The 15,030-nt window shown below is 62.4% G+C and carries 15 protein-coding genes; 9 read left to right on the forward strand and 6 right to left on the reverse strand.

Annotated features, from left to right (window positions below; all coding sequences use genetic code 11):
- Positions 1–5 precede the first annotated feature (5 nt).
- A complete protein-coding gene (locus tag AC1RO0_RS25105) occupies positions 6–1,301 on the forward strand; it encodes an MFS transporter (RefSeq protein WP_498595297.1) in 1,296 nt (431 codons plus the stop codon).
- A 19-nt stretch (positions 1,302–1,320) separates the two neighbouring features.
- Here the strand turns inward: AC1RO0_RS25105 and AC1RO0_RS25110 are convergent, their stop codons facing one another.
- Positions 1,321–2,070 carry a sulfite exporter TauE/SafE family protein gene (locus AC1RO0_RS25110; protein ID WP_498595298.1) on the reverse strand — a complete coding sequence of 250 codons (750 nt, stop codon included), beginning with the start codon at positions 2,068–2,070 and terminating at the stop codon, positions 1,321–1,323.
- Positions 2,071–2,168: 98 nt separating this feature from the next.
- Here AC1RO0_RS25110 and AC1RO0_RS25115 point away from each other — a divergent pair, with 98 nt between their 5' ends.
- The 6 genes from AC1RO0_RS25115 (at position 2,169) to AC1RO0_RS25140 (ending at position 8,036) form a co-directional block, all read left to right on the forward strand.
- A complete protein-coding gene (locus AC1RO0_RS25115; protein ID WP_498595369.1) occupies positions 2,169–3,059 on the forward strand; it encodes a LysR family transcriptional regulator in 891 nt (296 codons plus the stop codon).
- 171 nt (positions 3,060–3,230) lie between these two features.
- A complete protein-coding gene (locus AC1RO0_RS25120; RefSeq protein WP_498595299.1) occupies positions 3,231–4,109 on the forward strand; it encodes a helix-turn-helix domain-containing protein in 879 nt (292 codons plus the stop codon).
- A gap of 101 nt (positions 4,110–4,210) precedes the next feature.
- Entirely contained in the window at positions 4,211–5,083 is an 873-nt protein-coding gene (locus AC1RO0_RS25125) for an NmrA family NAD(P)-binding protein (protein ID WP_498595300.1), read from the forward strand.
- A gap of 95 nt (positions 5,084–5,178) precedes the next feature.
- A complete protein-coding gene (locus tag AC1RO0_RS25130; protein WP_498595370.1) occupies positions 5,179–5,985 on the forward strand; it encodes an alpha/beta fold hydrolase in 807 nt (268 codons plus the stop codon).
- Positions 5,986–6,189: 204 nt separating this feature from the next.
- Positions 6,190–7,311 (forward strand): alkene reductase, encoded by a 1,122-nt coding sequence (locus tag AC1RO0_RS25135; RefSeq protein WP_498595301.1) that lies wholly within the window; start codon positions 6,190–6,192, stop codon positions 7,309–7,311.
- Positions 7,308–8,036 carry an SDR family NAD(P)-dependent oxidoreductase gene (locus AC1RO0_RS25140; RefSeq protein ID WP_498595302.1) on the forward strand — a complete coding sequence of 243 codons (729 nt, stop codon included), beginning with the start codon at positions 7,308–7,310 and terminating at the stop codon, positions 8,034–8,036. Before AC1RO0_RS25135 ends, AC1RO0_RS25140 begins: the two co-directional genes overlap by 4 nt.
- A 21-nt stretch (positions 8,037–8,057) precedes the next feature.
- Here the strand turns inward: AC1RO0_RS25140 and AC1RO0_RS25145 are convergent, their stop codons facing one another.
- On the reverse strand, positions 8,058–8,357 hold the full coding sequence (locus tag AC1RO0_RS25145; RefSeq protein ID WP_498595303.1) for a hypothetical protein: 300 nt from the start codon (positions 8,355–8,357) through the stop codon (positions 8,058–8,060).
- A 139-nt stretch (positions 8,358–8,496) separates the two neighbouring features.
- Between AC1RO0_RS25145 and AC1RO0_RS25150 the strand changes: the two genes are divergently transcribed.
- Positions 8,497–9,567, forward strand: coding sequence for a LacI family DNA-binding transcriptional regulator (locus tag AC1RO0_RS25150; RefSeq protein WP_498595304.1), 1,071 nt, complete (start codon positions 8,497–8,499; stop codon positions 9,565–9,567).
- Positions 9,568–9,651: 84 nt separating this feature from the next.
- Here AC1RO0_RS25150 and AC1RO0_RS25155 read toward each other — a convergent pair whose 3' ends face one another.
- A complete protein-coding gene (locus AC1RO0_RS25155) occupies positions 9,652–11,829 on the reverse strand; it encodes a mechanosensitive ion channel family protein (protein WP_498595305.1) in 2,178 nt (725 codons plus the stop codon).
- 178 nt (positions 11,830–12,007) lie between these two features.
- Here AC1RO0_RS25155 and AC1RO0_RS25160 point away from each other — a divergent pair, with 178 nt between their 5' ends.
- Complete coding sequence (locus AC1RO0_RS25160; protein WP_498595306.1) at positions 12,008–12,943, forward strand: DUF1444 domain-containing protein; 936 nt, start codon at positions 12,008–12,010, stop codon at positions 12,941–12,943.
- Between the two features lie 15 nt (positions 12,944–12,958).
- Here AC1RO0_RS25160 and AC1RO0_RS25165 read toward each other — a convergent pair whose 3' ends face one another.
- The 3 genes from AC1RO0_RS25165 to pncB form a co-directional block, all read right to left on the reverse strand.
- A complete protein-coding gene (locus tag AC1RO0_RS25165) occupies positions 12,959–13,249 on the reverse strand; it encodes a type II toxin-antitoxin system RelE/ParE family toxin (protein WP_498595307.1) in 291 nt (96 codons plus the stop codon).
- Positions 13,237–13,521: a CopG family ribbon-helix-helix protein gene (locus AC1RO0_RS25170; RefSeq protein ID WP_498595308.1), complete on the reverse strand. Its 285-nt coding sequence runs from the start codon at positions 13,519–13,521 to the stop codon at positions 13,237–13,239. Before AC1RO0_RS25170 ends, AC1RO0_RS25165 begins: the two co-directional genes overlap by 13 nt.
- Positions 13,522–13,608: 87 nt before the next feature.
- Positions 13,609–14,913, reverse strand: coding sequence for a nicotinate phosphoribosyltransferase (pncB, locus tag AC1RO0_RS25175; RefSeq protein WP_498595309.1), 1,305 nt, complete (start codon positions 14,911–14,913; stop codon positions 13,609–13,611).
- Positions 14,914–15,030: the final 117 nt, after the last annotated feature.

Here is a 15,030-nt window from a genome sequence, read left to right on the forward strand (position 1 = left end):
CCGCGATGCGATCCGATGATGATGTGGCGCTGGACGCCGATTTCGCCAAGACGAAGATAGTCTCCGACAAGACGGAGCAAAGGGCACCCAGTCACGGCGAGCAGCGCAAAACACCGCCGCTGTCGCGCGCGGTCATGCTGCTCTTCGCGGTGGCGAGCGGGCTGGCGGTGGCCAATGCCTATTTCGCGCATCCGATGCTCGATGTGATGGCCGATGATCTCGGCCTGTCGCGCGCCCATGCCGGGCTGATCGTCGGGGCGACACAGGTCGGCTATGGAGTAGGGCTGATCCTGCTGGTTCCGATCGGCGATCTCATCGACCGGCGTCGGCTGGTGATCGCGCAGTCGCTGCTGTCCGTCGCGGCGCTGGTCGCCATCGGCTTTGCCTCTAGCGGTAACATGCTGCTCTTGGCGATGGCGCTCATGGGGCTGCTGGCCGTGGTGACGCAAGCCTTTGTCGCCTATGCCGCGAGCCTCGCCCCACCGGCCGAGCGCGGCCATATCGTCGGGGTCGTCACCAGCGGGATCGTGCTCGGCATTCTGCTGGCCCGCACGATTGCCGGCACCCTCACCGATCTCTCTGGCTGGCGGACGGTCTATCTCGCTTCGGCGGCTGCGACACTTATCATCGTCGCGCTACTCTGGAAGGCCTTGCCCCGGCAAGAAGCACGCCCGGCGTCGATGTCCTACCCGCGCCTGATCGGCTCGCTGTTCGGGCTTCTCGTCACCGAGCCCGCCCTTCTGATCCGCGGCATCATCTGCATGCTGATCTTCGCCAATATCACGACGCTGCTGACACCGCTCGTCCTGCCGCTGAGCGCGCCGCCCTTCTCGCTGTCGCACACGGCAATCGGCCTGTTCGGCCTTGCCGGTGTAGCCGGAGCCTTGGGCGCCACCAGGGCCGGTCGGTGGACGGACCGGGGATTGGGGCAGCGCACCACGGGTATTTCGCTAGCGCTGATGCTGCTCGCCTGGGGACCGATCTCCCTGATGCCGCATTCAATCCTCTGGCTGGTCATTGGCGTCGTCGTCATCGACTTCGGCCTGCAAGCCGTGCATGTGACCAACCAGGCGATGATCTATCGCGTGCGGCCCGACGCGCAGAGCCGGCTGACGGCTGGCTACATGGTCTTCTATTCCATCGGCAGTGCGTTCGGTTCGTCGATGTCGACGCTTGCCTTTGCTCACGCCGGCTGGCTCGGCGTCTGCTTGCTCGGCGCCGGTATTAGCGCTGTCGCCCTCGCCTTCTGGGGACTGACGCTTCGCGTCATGCCGGCCGAGGCAACCCGGGCTCTCTCGTGATGTCAGCCGTTTGCCGCGTTTAGAGAAATGGTCTTGCCAGCATCTCCGCGCCGAGGAGCAGCAGGCAGATCAAGAACCATAGCCTAAATGTCGCCGGGCTGACGCGGTTGCGGACGATCTGCCCGGCCCACATGCCGGCGAGTGCCGGCACGATCGCCAGCCCGGACATCGCAAGATTGTCGAGCTGGAAAGCGCCGCGCCAGGCAAGCCCGGCCGCAAGCGCAATGGTGGAGATGGTGAAGGACAGGCCGAGCGCCTGCACCAGATCATCCTTTTCCAGACCAAGTGCCTGAAGATAGGGCACCGCCGGAATGACGAAGACGCCGGTTCCACCGGTGACGGCACCAGTGACAAGGCCGATGACCGGCGACAGCCACGGTTCCAGCCGCGCCGGCACGCGGAGCTGGCGGGCGAAGAGCGTATAGGCGGCATAAATCACCAGCGCCGCACCAAGCGCTGCCGTCGTCAGCACGGTGTTGCCACTCGTCAGCAACGACGAGCCCGCGACTGTGCCGGCGACAATCGCCAGCATCATCGGCCAGAGCCTGCGCAGGAGCGGCCCGAATTTCGGGCCGGCGAAGAGCTGCCAGACATTGGTGACGAAGGATGGGGCGATCAGCAGGCTGGCGGCGGCAAGCGGCGAGATCAGCGCGCCGAGCACGCCCATGGCGACCGTCGGCAGCCCCATGCCGGTGACGCCCTTGACGATGCCGGCGGCAAAGAAGGTCGCGGCTATCGCGGCGAAGAGCAATAGTGAATGATCCATCATGCCGCTGACATAGGGGATCCGGCGACGGACACAATGCGGATGATCCGTAGCCAGGCTTCGGCTGGCCCGAAGGCTGGATATCGGCTATGCTGGCCCGCATGCGCTTCGACCTGACCGATCTTCGCCTTTTCCTCGCCGTGGTGGATGCCGGCAGCATCACCCATGGCGCGGCCGATGTCGGGCTTTCCCTGGCCGCCGCCAGCGAGCGCCTGCGCGACATGGAAACGACCGGCGAGGTCCGGCTGCTCGAGCGCGGCCGTCGCGGCATCTGGCCGACGCCGGCCGGCGAGGCACTGGCGCATCACGCCCGCCTGATCCAGCGGCAGATGGCGCAGATGCATGGCGAGCTTGGCGAACATGCCAGCGGCCTGCGCGCGACCCTCCGGCTGGCGGCAAACACCGCCACGATCACCGAATTCCTGCCGGAACGGCTCGCGCCCTGGATGAAGGCTCATCCGCAGATCGACATCGAACTCAAGGAACGCCAGAGCATCGAGATCGCCAAGGCCGTCGCGGCCGGGCTGGCGGAGATCGGCATTCTCTCGGATGCGGTCGACACCGGCGGCCTGGAGCTACGCCCCTTCGCCATCGACCGGCTGGTGGTGGTCATGCCCCGCGATCATGCGCTGGCGGAGAAGAAGCGGGTTACCTTCGGGGATATCCTGCACCAACATTTTGTCGGGCTTTCTGGCGGCGCGTTGCAGGACCACATCGACGCCCAGGCGGCGAGGATGGGCGTGAAGCTGAAGATACGAGTGCGCCTGCGCACCTTCGAGGGCATCTGCCAGATGGCGGCAGACGGTGTCGGCCTCGGCATCGTGCCCGAGACGGCGGCACGGCGCTGCAGCCGATCCACGAAGATCACCGCCATCCGCCTTGCCGATGACTGGGCGATGCGCCGGCTGTCGGTCTGCATCCGCTCCGGGGAGAAATTGACGGCGCCCGCGCGAGACCTTTTCGAGCATCTGGCGGCGGCCAATACCCGTTGAGACAGACCTTCCTGCTCGAAGCCCCGCCGCACGGCGTCGACGACGGTAAATTGCCCGGCACAGCATCAGACCGATCCTATTCGACCACTTCCGTCGCTCGATCTCCAACCCGATCAATAAAGGTGTATGATCGGAGCACATCAGCGGCGTCCTATAGGAAAGGGCGAATTCATGGATCAATTCAGCAACGCCAATCCTGCGAAGAACGGTACGGCAAACCTCCTCCTTTCGAGCCGACATCTTGGCTGGGCAGGCTTGGACGCAGAATTGCTGCACATCCGCGCCGGTCGTACCTATGTTCCCGGTTTGCCATCGCACCGGCTCGGCGTTCATTTCGGACGCGCCGTGAACGCGCATTGCCAGTGCGACGGCCAGCACTCTCGCCGCATCCAGAAACATGGCGACATCGATGTCGTGCCGGCCGGGTTGGATGGCTGGTGGGAGGACGATGCCGATTGCACCATTTTGCGATTGAGCGTCGGACCCGAACTTCTCAACACTGCGGCCACGGCAATGGGGCGCGACCCGGAGCGCATTTCCCTCGCTCCCAAGTTTCAACTTCGCGACGCCCGGATCGAGTCGATCGCCTGGGCGATCAAGGCGGAACTCGAGGCAACCGTACCGTCCGACAGGCTCTATGCCGAGACGCTCGCCTTGGCGCTCGCAATCCGTCTGGTGGAAAGCGGGAACCAATCGGGAGGGGAGAAATCCACAACGGCAAGGACGCTCAGCGCCCTGCAAAGGCGGCGCCTTGTGGACTTCATAGAAGACCATATCGACCGATCCCTGTCGCTTGCTGACCTGGCTGCGGTCGCCGGGCTCAGTCTATCCCATCTGAAGCCCTTGTTTCGCGCCACATTCGGCATGCCCATGCATCAATATGTGCTGGTGCGCCGGGTTGAGCGCGCCAGACTGATGCTGCTGTCGGAAGACATGCCGCTGAGCCAGGTTGCGCTGGAGGCAGGGTTTGCCCATCAGAGCCATATGGCACACTGGATGCGGCGCATCCTTGGCATCACGCCCGGCATGATCGCCCGCACGCGCCAGTAATTTCGATTTTCATCCGATCTCGCAATGCGTCATCCGAACATGCGCGAAGGGAGCTGCGCGGACGGATAATCCTGCTGGAAAGATAGACAGGAGGAATCATCATGTTCGCGATTCTAGGCGCTACCGGGAAAATTGGCCGTACGACAATTGCCGCCTTGCGAGAGAGAGGGGCGCCGGTCCGCGCAATCCTGCGCGACCGCTCAAGGGCGCAGGAGTTTGTCGACCTGGGCTGCGAGGTCGCTATCGCCGACATCGGCGACGTCAGTGCTTTGGCCGAGGCGGTCGCCGGCGCACGCGCTGTCCAGGTCATCTGCCCAATCGATATCAGGGCAGTCGATGCGCGTGCGGAAATGCTGCGGCTGATCGAGACGATGGGCGAGGCGCTAGACAGGGTAAATCCGGAACTGGTGCTTGCCATCTCCGATTACGGCGCGGAAGTGACGTCGGGCACCGGTATCACGCTGCTCTTCAATGCATTGGAAGCGCGCCTGCGAAAACTGCGCTCCCGTACTATCCTCCTGCGGTCGGCGGAGCACATGGAGAACTGGGCGCGGGTAACGCGAGTGGCGGTTGAGACCGGCCAACTGCATAGCTTTCATCATCCGCTGACGAAACTCTTCCCAACCGTCTCCGCCTTCGACATCGGCACGATTGCCGCCGATCTGCTTCTTGAGGACGATGGAGCGCGCCTGCGGATTGTCCATGCCGAGGGGCCGCGGCGATACACGCCAAACGATGTCGCGGCAGTGATCGGCGCATTGGTTGGCCGTCCCGTCGCTGCCCGGGAGCTGCCACGATTACAATGGGAAGCGATCCTGACCCGTGGCGGTCTTTCCGAGAGTTATGCCCGGCTCGTCACCGAACTCTACGAGGCGCACAATGCCGGCCGAATAGATGCCGAACGCGATGTCGGCGAGATCCGGCGCGGAAGAAGCGAATTGGCGGATGCGCTGCGGCGGTTTGTGACGTCATGACGAACTGTCCCGCCCGCTTGGCTCGATAGATGACCCGATCTGGATTTCAGCTATGCTACTGCCGAGAAGATCTCATCGCGGGAGGAGAGATGAGCATGGAGTTCCAGGACGATAATCTTGAGATATTCGCGGCCGATGGCGCCGCACCCCTGCCCACCACGGATATCCAGAGCCATGTCGAGCATGACGGCGCCCGCATCTGGTATGCGGTCTATGGGGAAGGACAGCCGGTGATCCTGCTACATGGCGGCCTCGGAAACGGCGGCAATTGGGGCCATCAGGTACCGGCGCTGATCGAGGCCGGATATCGGGCGGTGGTCATCGACAGCCGAGGCCATGGCCGCAGCACGCGCGATGAACGGCCCTACACATACGAACTGATGGCGTCCGATGTGCTGGCGGTGATGGACAGGCTCGACATCGGGAAGGCCGCTGTCGTTGGATGGAGCGACGGCGCGTGTACCGGTCTGATCCTCGCCAAGGCCCATCCGGCGCGCTTCGCCGGCGTCTTGTTTTTCGCCTGCAACATGGACCCCAGCGGCGCCAAGGAGTTCGTGCCCACACCGGTCGTCGACCGCTGCTTTTCCCGGCACGTCAAGGATTACGCCGCCCTGTCGGCAACGCCGGATCAGTTCGACGCCTTCGTCGAGGCGGTCGGCCTGATGCAGCGAACGGAGCCGAATTACTCGGTCACTGACCTTGCCGAAATCAGCGTGCCCGTCGCGATCGCGCACAGCGAGCACGACGAGTTCATCAAGCGCGAGCATGCCGACTATCTTGCCCGCAACATTCCCGGCGCGGAGCTGATCCTGCTGCCCGGTGTCAGCCATTTTGCGCCGTTGCAGCGTCCGGCGCAGTTCAATGGCGCAATGCTGGCCTTTCTGGCCAGGATTACGGCGTAGCACCCGTCAGGCCGGAAGCCTTCGCGCCTGACGGTTTCGGAAAATATGACTTTCGGCACCAAGCTTGAACGAGATTGGTTGCGCACGTCCGATTGTTGGAATAAATGATGACCATCATCTTATTCACGCACTCCCGAGACCGATTCGCCGGTGACCGGCCCTTCCGCCCCGGCGAGCAAAATTCGCTCCAGGCAGGTGATTTGCATGACAGCTACTTTATTTTCGCCGTTGTCCATCGGTCCTTACGAACTGGCGCATCGCGTCGTCATGGCGCCGTTGACGCGCATGCGGGCGAGCCAGCCGGGCAATGTCCCCTCTCTAATGAATGTCGAATATTACGCACAGCGCGCGTCCGAAGGTGGGCTGATCATTTCCGAGGGCTCGCAGATTTCTCCGAGCGGACAGGGCATGCCGGCAACACCGGGCATCCATACGCTGGAGCAGATCACCGGCTGGAAGGCCGTGACCGATGCCGTTCACGCCAAGGGCGGACGGATATTCCTGCAGCTCTGGCATGTCGGCCGCATCTCCCATTCCTCCCATCAGCCCGGCGGCGCGGCACCGATCGCGCCCTCAGCGATCGCCGCATCCGGTCAAGCCTTCACGGCCTCGTTCGAGCGCGTGCCTTTCGAAACGCCGCAGGCGATCGATATCGACCTGATGCCGCTCTTGATCGACGTCTACGCCCAGGCGGCGGCCAATGCGAAGCAGGCCGGCTTCGATGGCGTCGAAATCCACGGCGCCAACGGCTATCTGATTGAACAATTCCTGCAGGCCCGCTCGAACCAGCGTACCGACCAATATGGCGGCTCGATCGAGAACCGCGCGCGACTGCTTCTCAACGTCGTCGAGGCGGTTTCCAAGGTCTGGGGCTCCAATCGCGTCGGCGTTCGCCTCTCCCCCTTCGGCATTGCCAATGATAGCGGCGAGGATGATCCGCTCAGGCTCTATGGCCATGTTATCCGCGAGCTCGACCGGCTGCATCTTGCCTATCTGCACCTGATCGAGCCGCGTGCCAGCGGCGCCGGCCAGGCCGAGGTCGACCACAAGAACGTACCGTCGGCCGCTGAACTCTTCCGCCCCGCCTGGTCGGGAACGCTGATCGCCGCCGGCAATTTCAGGCCCGAGACCGCCGAGGCCGCGCTTGCCGCCGGTCATGCCGACGCCATCGCCTTCGGCCGCCTGTTCATCGCCAATCCGGATCTGCCGGAGCGCATTCGCCAAGGCTCGCCCCTCAACCCCTATCATCGCCCAACCTTCTACGGCGGCGGCACCGAAGGCTATACCGACTACCCGACACTCGACGCCAGGGAGGCAGCGGAATGAGCACGCCAAGCGCTGTCATCGTGGGTGTAGGAGCCGAACAAGGGCTTGGCGCGGCGCTCTGCCGGCTGCTGGCCGACAAGGGCTATCACGTCGTCATCGCCGGCCGAACCCTGGACAAGATCGCCAAGGTCGCCGACGGCATCAATGCCTCCGGCGGCAGCGCCGAAGCGATCGAGACAGACGCGACCGACGAAGCCGCCGTGACGCGGCTGTTCGACCATGCGTTTGCGCCGCGAAATGAGATCGACCCGCCCGACTTCATCGTCTTCAACGCCGGTATCAACCGCCCCATCGGCTTTCGTGACGTGACCGCGGCCGAGTTCGAGGAATTCTGGCGCATCTGCTGCTTCGGCGGCTTCCTCGTCGGGCGCGAGGCTGCCCGGCATCTCGCCCCTCTCGGACGCGGCACCGTGATCTTTACCGGCGCTTCGGCGAGCCTGCGCGGCAAGGCCGGTTACGCGCAATTTGCAGCCGCCAAGGCGGGCTTGCGGATGATCAGCCAGAGCATGGCGCGGGAGTTCGGACCGCTCGGCCTGCATGTCGCCCACACCATCATCGATGGCGGCATCGACGGCGACAGATTGCGGTTGAGGCGTCCGGAGGTGCAGACCGACAGCCTCCTCAACATCGACGCGATCGCGGAGACCTACTGGCATATCCACCGTCAGCACCCCTCCGCCTGGACCCAGGAAATCGACCTGCGCCCGTATAAGGAAAACTTCTGAGGTCGGCATTCGACACAGATCTTAGCAATTCCGCGAAAGGGCTTTCGCGACGTTGAGAAACTTTGTCTGCATGACATCGCATTGGTCACGACGACCACTGCCTGCGGCGCGCGCCACGTCAGGCGTTTCGTTCGAAATCGTAAAAGACCACGCGGACGGGCGCTTTCGGCGATGTTGGAAGAAGCCAGCAAGGCGGCCGAGAACGCCCTGCGAGCCGCCACGAGCCTTATCTTCAGGGGAAGATGGCTCCACCGCATTCGGGTTGGCGGGATCACCCCAGCGATCATTGTAGAGATCATTGAAGAAGTTGTTGGTCAGCATCGGATAAACTCACATTTTGAATCGATTCAATATCGATTCGGATTATTAATTTGAATCGGTTCAATCGTACGCTTGGAAATTCTCCCGTCAAGCAGAATTGAACCGATACAATTTCGTGCTAAGGTGCTCTGGAGTGAAAATGGAGGCGTTATTGGTCAAGGGCACCATCAAGCTCGCGGATGTCGCCAAGGCGGCGGGTGTATCGCAGGGAACAGCCTCCAATGTTTTCAGCCGACCGGATGTGGTCCGCGAAGAGGTGCGCGAGCACGTCCTCGAAACGGCCAGACAGCTCGGATATCCCGGCCCGAGCCTCACGGGACGATTGCTGCGCGCCGGAAAGGTCAATGCCATCGGTGTCGCAGCCGTGGAGCCGCTCGCCTATTTTTTCGACGATCCCTGGGCAAGAGCCCTCTTGGCGGCCGTTGCCCAGGTTTGCGATGCCAGCGGCACCGGGCTTGCGCTCGTTTCGGCCAAGGATCGGCATAAGCTGGATTGGAACATCAAGAACGCCCTGGTGGACGGCTTCATCCTCTTGTGCGTGGAAGGCGGTGAACAACTCGTGCAGCTGACGCGCGAGCGGCAATTGCCCTTCATCGCCTTGGCATTGAACGACAATGATGCCTCGGTCCCGTCGCTCGGCGTAAACAATGTCGGGGGAGCCGCGGCAGCGGCCAGACACCTTGCGGAACTGGGCCACCGGCGGTTTGCCATCCTTGCCACAGAATTTTTTGAGGATCATGTCGGACCGGTCGGCATCAGCGAGATCGAGCGGGCGATCTATTCGACGTCGCGCGATCGTGCCGTCGGCTATTGGCGGGCGCTCGAGGCTTTTGACATCCAGCGCCAGGATGTTCCCATCTACGAGACGAACAACGACAAAGCGAGTGTCGAAACATGTCTCGAGCATCTGCTTTCAGCGTCGGAGCCGCCGACCGCCATTCTGGCAATGTCGGACAACATCGCATTACTGGCCATGAGCTGGCTGGCGGCACGAGGGCTTGCCGTTCCCGGAGACGTCTCGATCATTGGCTTCGATGGTGTCCCGGAGGGCGGCATGGTGGAACCAGGCCTGACGACGGTAGCGCAGCCTTTTGCCGAGATCGCGCAACGAGCGGTGCAGGCGGTTCTGGAAGACGCCATGCCAACCGAGCGCGAGATGATCGATGTGACCCTGGTGGTGCGCGGCAGCACTGCGGCGCCGAAAACATGAAGTAGACAGGCGAAACCGCCTACATCCCATTTCGATAACACATCTGCTCGTTGGCGACCGAGACTACCATCGGACCTACGGACCCTAACCAGCCTGCGGTTCGATGTTCGCCGCCCGCATCTCCATCAACTGCCGGGCTGCGGCCGCAGAGGCATCCCTGTCACCGGCCACCTGCACGGTCGGGAAGGCGAACTGGATGCCGTTTTCGTCGAAGGCCTGCTTGATCATCGCCAAGGCACTGCGGCGGATGGCGGAGAGTTCGTTGGGCTTGGCGGTGAACGCAAGCCGGATCTCGATCGCGAAATCGCCGAACTGCTCGACACCCTTCATTTTCAGTGTCTGGATAATATTGGGGGCAAGCTCCTCATCATCCAGCAGGCGCTGGCCGATATCCTTGATGATCCGCTTCATCTTCACCAGGTCGGTATCATAGGTGACCTTGACGATGATCTTGTCGATCGCCCAGTCGCGATTCATGTTGTTGACCGCGCCGAGCGAGCCGAAGGGCACGGTGGCCAGCGGGCCGCGCTGGTGGCGCAGCTTGACCGAGCGCAGGCTGAAGGATTCCACAACGCCCTTGTGGTTGCCGCTTTCGATATATTCACCGACGCGAAAGGCATCGTCCCAGAGATAGAACATGCCGCTGATGACATCCTTGACGATGGTCTGGGCGCCGAAGCCGACGGCGACGCCGACAACGCCGGCGCCGGCAATCAACGGCCCGATCTGAATGCCCAACCCCGACAGCACCATCATGATGGCGATAATGACGATGACGACCGCGAGGATGTTGCGGAAAATCGGTAACAACGTCTGCAGCCGCGCGCGGCTGGCCCTCAGCTCTTCGGAATCGCTGACGAGCGGCAGTGCTTGCATCAGCTTGCCGTCGATATAGGTCTTGGCCAGGTGCCAGATGAGATCGGCGGCGAGCAGGACGACGATGCCGCCGAGAATGCCGCGGGCGACGCGGTCGATGCCGGATTCAGGCGTCCGCATCACCATATCCGCCTCGACGCCCAGCATCCGGCCGAGCCAGAAGGCGGCAAAGGCGATGACCAGGGCACGGACGCCGCGGTCGAGAAACACGGCCGCAAGACTACCGGTACCGAAAACGCCGCCGGCCGCATCATGCAATGCCTCCACCGCCCGCGACGACACCGAGAGCGCCCGCGGCAGCAGAATGGTATAGATGCCGACCCAGAGCAGACCGTCGAAACCCGTCACCCACAGGCACCATAGTGCCGCGAAATAGACCGTCAGCAGCCAGGAGATTGCCGTTCTGCCAGGCTTGCCAGGCTGCGACGGCCGCGACCAGACGGCCTCCACGGCGATCAGGAACAGGCCGATGCCGAGCGTGTAGCCGACGAGATAGCGGGCGCCATTGGAAAAGCCGAGTGGCACGATCGCCTGCATCACCGCCCAACCGCAGGAGAAATAGATGACGAACAGGGCGCTGCGCCGATACCAATAGGTCGCCACCCGCCGCCGCTCCGCAATGCGCGCAACGCCACCGTCCTCATCCAGAACATCGCTTGCCCGACGCATCGCGATCAGCTCCATCAGCAATTTGCCGATCGAGATGGCCAGCCGCATGGAAACGAACGCGATGACGCAGGCGATCGCGAAACTCTCGATGATCGGCGGCCAGTCGAAGACGAGAAGCGGGATCAGTGTCGCCAGGCCGTGAACGATCGCCGGCACCACGCCGCCCATGAACTGAAAGCGAGCCGCCTGCAGCTCTGTTTCGACACCGGCCGCCTCTTTTGTCCGCTGCGTGTGCTTGGCGTTGATCAAGCGCCCGACCACCCATTCGGCGACAAGGCCAAGGAAAAACAGCACCAGCGCCTGGATGCCGATGCGCAACCGGCCGGCCGCCTCGCCCTCGGCCTCCAGCTTCTGCGATGCCGCCATCACCTCGGAGGGAAGCGTCATCACCGCGCCGGATACCGTTTCCAGATGCCGGCGAGTATGGCCGAGCGTGTCCGACAGTTCTGACATCTGGCCACCGCCCATGCCGGGATCGCCTGCGGGAGCGGCAGTCGTCGAGGAGCTGGTGTTCACCTGCGCCGCAAGCCATTGCTTGACGTCCGGCTCGTTCATCAGCTGGATGAGCTCGCGGACCTTCTCCGGCGGCGGCGCGGCGGCGGTGGGCGCCGATGTTGTGGCCGCGCTTTGCGCGAAGGCCGTCCCGGGCATTGCAAACCCGAACAGACATAGAAAAAATACACCGGCCAACTGACCGCGCGCGCCAACAATACCCATATGCACTGCCTTTCCCCACGCAGGCCCGACCGGACCATATTTGCAGACTATACGCCTTTTTTGCGCGCACAAGCAGGCACTTACACTTGTGCTTCAAGCAAGCGGCATCGGCATTGCACGCAAAGCGGCGGCACGTTAGGCTTTGCGAGGATACTGTCCGGCGCCTGGGGATATCAGCGTGTTCAATTTCCTGAAAAAGCTCTTCGGTGGAGCCGGACGGCCGGCTCCGCACCCGCCGCAGCCCGATAGCAAACCGGCGATCAAAAGCCTCGACCTCAATATTCCCGACGAAGCGCTGCAGGACGAGGCGCGCTTCGCGGCCTATCTGCAGGAGCGCCTGCCATTCTTCGGCGATGTGCTCAAAGTGGACTATGATCCGGGCGCCGGCAGCCTGACGCTGCATAGCCGCAACGGCGACACGATGACGAAATTCCTGAACAATGCGCTGCTGGCGCTACGGGAGAAACATGGGCAGGCGCGCGCCCAGGCTTTGCTCCACTATCTCAACATGACGGAGGCGGTTGATGGCGCGGGCGATCTCGGCAAGGTTCTGCCGGTGCTGAAGTCGCGCAGCTTCGTCGACGTAGCGCGGCGTCAGATGATGCAGGCGGTCCAGGGCGAACCCGAGCCGCCGCAATTCGTCTATCTCGACGAGGCCGAGGATCTGGTCAAGCTGTTCGTGGTCAACGGCGAAACGACGGTCCGCTACGTGATGACCAGCACGCTCGACCATTGGGGCGTGGACGCCGGCGAACTGGCGGAAACGGCGCAGGACAATCTCTACCGATTCCTGTCGAAGACCGGCGTGCAGATCGCCAAGCGCAGCCAGTTCCAATATGTCGAGATCGACGGCCAGTTCGAATCCAGCGTCGCTTTCCTGCCGAAATTCTGGGCGCAGGTGCAGGACCAGTCCGGCGGCGCGGCCCCCATCGCCGCCTTCCTCTCCCGCGACAAGGTCTTCTTCACCCACGAAAACGATGCCCAGGGGCTACAGCTCCTCGAGCTGATCAGCGCCGATCTCAGCGGCGTACCCTATGTTATTTCGCCGGATCAATATCGCTGGGAGAACGGCAGATGGTCGCTGTTCAAGCGGGTGGGGCGGACGATGCAGTAGATAAGCCTATTGCCGTCAGTATCCCAATTCGCGACCGTGACGGATCGCCAATATCACAACGGCATCTCCGGTGTATCGATACCGAGCGACATAGGCATCGCGGCCGAAATCGATAACCCATTCTCGAAATTCAGGTCCCAAATCCTCGACCGGACGCCCGAGCTGAGGCTGATGAACCAGAATGCGGACACCGAAACGAATTGTACCGATAGCGCGTCTGGCCGCATCTGGATTAGCAGGCGCGAGGAATCTGTAAAGCCGTTGCACGTCTTGGGAGGCGCGCGGAGACCAAATCAGACGTGGCATGCAGGCGGCTCTATGTCATTGCCGTCCTCGAGCTGTTGAAGCCAATCCTCGACTTCCTCGCCAGTCAAATGCATACCCGTCGACCGATATTCTTCCCAGGCGCGGAGCGTGTCCTGACGGAAGGCTTCGCGCTTCTCTTCACGATCCACATATTGCTCGACGGCTTCTTTAAGAAGCCGATCCGGCTGGCGGTGGCGGCTGGCCGCCAATTTCTCGAGCCGCTCGTTCACCTCAGGATCAATCTCTACACTGGCTTTCAAAGCGGATGACATCGAATTCTCCTGCGCAGGCTATGCCGTTAATATAGTAGCAGGACCTCGCGCAAAGAACCACCAGTTGGTTCTGTCGGGTCAGTGCCGCTAAACCACCACCTCATGATCGACACGGTCCTCGGCGCCGAAGAATTTCAGGTAGCGTTCGACCTCGGCCGGCTCGCCGGTCGCCTTCTGCGGATTGTCGGAGAGCTTGACGGCCGGGCGGCCGTTGGCTTCGATGACCTTGCAGACGATCGAGATCGGGTTGAGGCCGTGGATTTCGGTGGGCGCGCAGCCGGCAAAATCATTGGTCAGGTTGGTGCCCCAGCCGAAGCCCATGCGTACGCGGCCCTCGAAATGCTTGTAGGTGGCGATGATCGCGTCGACATCGAGACCGTCGGAGAAGATCAGAAGCTTCTGACGCGGATCACGGCCCATCTTCTTCCACCAGTCGATGATCTTCTCGCCGCCTTCGATCGGCGGAGCGCTGTCCGGGCGGAAGCCGGTCCAGTCGGCCACCCATTCCGGCGCATTGCGCAGGAAAGAGGCCGTGCCGAAGGCATCGGGCAGCACCACCAGGAGGTTGCCGCCATAAAGCCGGTTCCAGTCGCGCAGCACCTTGTAAGGCGCCTTGCCAAGTTCCTCGTCGGTCTTGGCAACGGCCGCGGCCACCATGGGCAGCTCGTGCGCATTGGTGCCGACGGCTTCGAGATCTGAATCCATGGCGAGAAGGACGTTGCTCGTGCCGGTGAACGCGTGGGGCACCCCTTCCTTTAGCGCCTCAACGCACCAGCGCTGCCAAAGGAAGCTATGACGGCGGCGTGTGCCGAAATCGGAAATATGCAGATCGGGCAATTCCCTGAGACGCTCGACCTTCTCCCACATCTTCGCCTTGGCGCGCGCATAGAGAACATCGAGCGTGAAAGGACCGAGCGCCTTCAGCGCGGTGCGCGAACGAAGCTCGTTGATGATGGCGAGCGCGGGAATTTCCCACATGGTCGTTTCCTTCCACGAGCCGTGGAAGTCGAGAACATACTGGCCGTCGCGCTTCGACAGCTCGTATTCCGGAAGCTGGAAATTCGACAGCCAGGTGAGGAATTCTGGCTCGAAGATCTGGGCGCGGCCGTAAAAACTGTTACCCGCCAGCCAGATCATTTCCTTCTTCGAAAGCCGGAGCGTGCGGGCATGATCGAGCTGCTCGCGCAGCTCCTTCTCATCGATCACCTCGGCGAGACGAACGCTCTTGGTGCGGTTGATCAGCGAGAAAGTGGCGTCGACATCCGGATAGAGCTTCCAGATCATCTGCAGCATCAAAAGCTTATAGAAATCCGTATCGATCAAGCTGCGGACGATCGGGTCGAGCTTCCAGGTGTGGTTATAGACACGGGCGGCAATATCGGTCTTCGTCATGTCGTTCCTGCCCGTCTCCCTGCGCCCACCTCACGCCGCGACCAAACAGGCCGGCAGGCGGATACAGTTCTAGTCTTATCAAAAAAAGTTGAGGGAAAGTCCAGTCGCTGAAACAAA

This window comes from Rhizobium sp. GW821-FHT14E12 (assembly GCF_058803745.1).